Source organism: Streptomyces sp. NPDC015532 (genome assembly GCF_043078065.1).
GTDB lineage: Bacteria > Actinomycetota > Actinomycetes > Streptomycetales > Streptomycetaceae > Streptomyces.
Map to the genome: position 1 here is coordinate 1502374 of NZ_JBIBSY010000001.1, position 2358 is coordinate 1504731.

General features: G+C 74.8%; 3 protein-coding genes and 1 pseudogene. All 4 read left to right on the forward strand.

The window, feature by feature from the left end; translation table 11 throughout:
• Positions 1–755, forward strand: a pseudogene (locus ACF07B_RS06440) (MFS transporter); the annotation flags it as partial.
• Between the two features lie 159 nt (positions 756–914).
• Entirely contained in the window at positions 915–1031 is a 117-nt protein-coding gene (locus ACF07B_RS06445) for an SGM_5486 family transporter-associated protein (protein ID WP_326788600.1), read from the forward strand.
• A gap of 300 nt (positions 1032–1331) precedes the next feature.
• Positions 1332–1547 carry a hypothetical protein gene (locus ACF07B_RS06450; protein ID WP_392177915.1) on the forward strand — a complete coding sequence of 72 codons (216 nt, stop codon included), beginning with the start codon at positions 1332–1334 and terminating at the stop codon, positions 1545–1547.
• 165 nt (positions 1548–1712) lie between these two features.
• Positions 1713–2231, forward strand: a complete 519-nt coding sequence (locus ACF07B_RS06455; protein WP_362408813.1) for a histidine phosphatase family protein — start codon at positions 1713–1715, stop codon at positions 2229–2231.
• The last annotated feature ends 127 nt before the right edge of the window (positions 2232–2358 follow it).

A 2358-nucleotide genomic window follows, 5' to 3' on the forward strand; every position in this document is an offset into this window, starting at 1 on the left:
CCACCGCGGCGCGGACCGATGACGGCCCACCCGCTGCCGCGACCGCCGCCGCCCCCGCGGCCCGAACCGGTGACCACGCGCCCGCCGCGGCCACCCCCTCCGCCTCCGAGGCCCGCGCCGGTGGCCCGGGGGCCGCTGCCGCCGTCGTCACCCGCCAGGAGCCCGGGGGACTGCGCATCACCCGCAGCCGTACCGCCTGGGCCCTGGCCGTCTTCTTCGGCCTCCAGGCCACCGCCGCCTACATCACGATGGGCTGGATGGCCCAGATCTTCCGCGACGCGGGCGTCTCCGCCGGCACCGCGGGACTGCTCCTCGCCGTCACGATGGTGATGGGCGTGCCGCTGGCCTTCGTCATCCCGCGCCTCGCCACCCGCCTGCCCCGGCAGGGCCCCATCGTGGTCGTCCTCGGCCTCTGCGGCCTCGCCGGATACGCGGGCCTCTACCTGGCCCCGGCGGCGGGCGCCTGGGCCTGGGCCCTGCTGCTCGGCATCTCCAACTGCGCCTTCCCGCTGGCACTGACCATGGTCGGCATGCGCGCCCGCACCGGCGCAGGTGTCGCCGAACTGTCGGCGTTCGCCCAGAGCGCCGGGTACCTGATCTCGATCCCGGGCCCGCTGCTGGTGGGCGTGCTCTACCAGCACAGCGGCGGCTGGGGCCTGCCGCTCGCGCTGATGGCCGGGCTGATGATCCCGCAGATCGGCGTCGGCATCCTGGCCGGCCGCGACCGCACCGTGGAGGACGAGGCCGCCGGCTGACCCCGGCTCCCGGAAGCGGGCCCCGGCGGCGGTGCGGCGGAGCCTGGTGGCGGAGCCCAGACAGCGGGCTTGGGCGCCAGGACGGCCGAACCCGACGACGGAGCCCTGAAGCGGGCCCCCGGCGGCGGCTCGCGGGACGAAGGGTGCGAGACTGGCCGTATGCCTGTGCTCGACCCGAACCCCCAGAACGGCCAGAAGAAGCTCCTGCTCGTGCTCGGCGCGATGCTGGCCATCACGGTGATCATCGGCATCATCGCGTCCGTCGCCTCCCCGTGACCGTCGCTTCCCTGTGACCGTCGCCTCCCCGTGACCGGCGGGGCCCCGGCCCCGGCGGCGTCGCGCTGACCGCCGTCGCACCGGTGCCGTGACGCCCCGCACGCCCCTCCGGCCCGCGCTGTTGGCGCCACCGGCCGGCCCCCGTGCCCGGAGGTGGGGATAACCCCCCATCCCCTAGGGGGTGAGTGTCAGGGTCAAGTGGGTGGATCACCGGATGGGCCGAGGGCGACGGATTCCGTAGCTTCGAATCGTGACCGCGAACCGCGGCCCAGGGACCACTCGAAGACCCACGGAGGCGGCATGTCGGCCCCTACGCACACCCGGCCCCACCCGGCGACCACGGGCCGCGTGGACATCCGGCTGCCCTGGTGGGCCCTCGCCCTGCCCACGCTCGCCTTCATCACCCTGCTGCTCATGATCCTCAACCCGGCGGACGCCCACGCCACGACCGGCGACCCGGCGATCACGCACCTGTTCGAGCGCGTCCAGCAAGCGGTTCTGCACAGCGCCCCGTGAGCCGCGGACCCCGGGCCCGCCCGCCGCACACCAGGGAGTTCCGGCCCGCCCCGGCCCCCCTCGCGGGGCAGGTCATTCCCCCTGACGGAGCAGGGCGTCACCCTCCCCGGGGGACCGCATCAACTCCCTGCGCCCCATGGCATGTTTCGTGCGAAGCTGGGACGCATGAGCGTCGCAGAATCCCGCAGGATCGTCCTCTTCCGGCATGCGAAAGCCGACTGGCCGCAGATGTCCGACCATGAGCGGCCGCTCTCCGACCGGGGCCGCATGGACGCCGCCGTCGCCGGACGCAGGCTGGCCGACAGCGGCATCCCCCTGGACCTGGCCCTCTGCTCCACCGCGATCCGGACCCGCGAGACATGGAAGCACGCCGTCCACGAGCTCCCGCACCGGCCGAAAACGGTCTACGAGGAGCGGATCTACGAGGCCTCGCCCGGCGAACTGATCGCCGTGCTCAACGAGACCCCGGACGACGCCCAGAACGCGATCCTGATCGGCCACAACCCGGGCATGCACGGCCTCGCCGAGGTCCTGGCGGGCCGGGCGGACGGCGACACCCGCGCGCGGATGAACGCCCACGGCTTCCACACCGCCGCGTTCGCGGTCCTCGCCTTCGACGGCCCCTGGAAGTCCCTCGAACCCGGATCGGCCACCCTGACCGAATACTGGGCCCCGACGGAGTGAACCCGCCACGACGACGGACGGGGGGGGGGGCCCCCGGCGGGGGCCGGCCCCCCCCCCCCGGGGGGGCCCCCCCCCCCCCCCGGGTTTAGGGACACACCCTCGGGGCGGCGCCCCCCACAAAAACGGG

Excerpts from the sequence above, each read along its gene's own strand:
- ACF07B_RS06445 (WP_326788600.1), top strand. The coding sequence starts at position 915 with ATGCCTGTGCTCGACCCGAACCCCCAGAACGGCCAGAAGAAGCTCCTG.
- ACF07B_RS06450 (WP_392177915.1), top strand. The coding sequence starts at position 1,332 with ATGTCGGCCCCTACGCACACCCGGCCCCACCCGGCGACCACGGGCCGC.
- ACF07B_RS06455 (WP_362408813.1), top strand. The coding sequence starts at position 1,713 with ATGAGCGTCGCAGAATCCCGCAGGATCGTCCTCTTCCGGCATGCGAAA.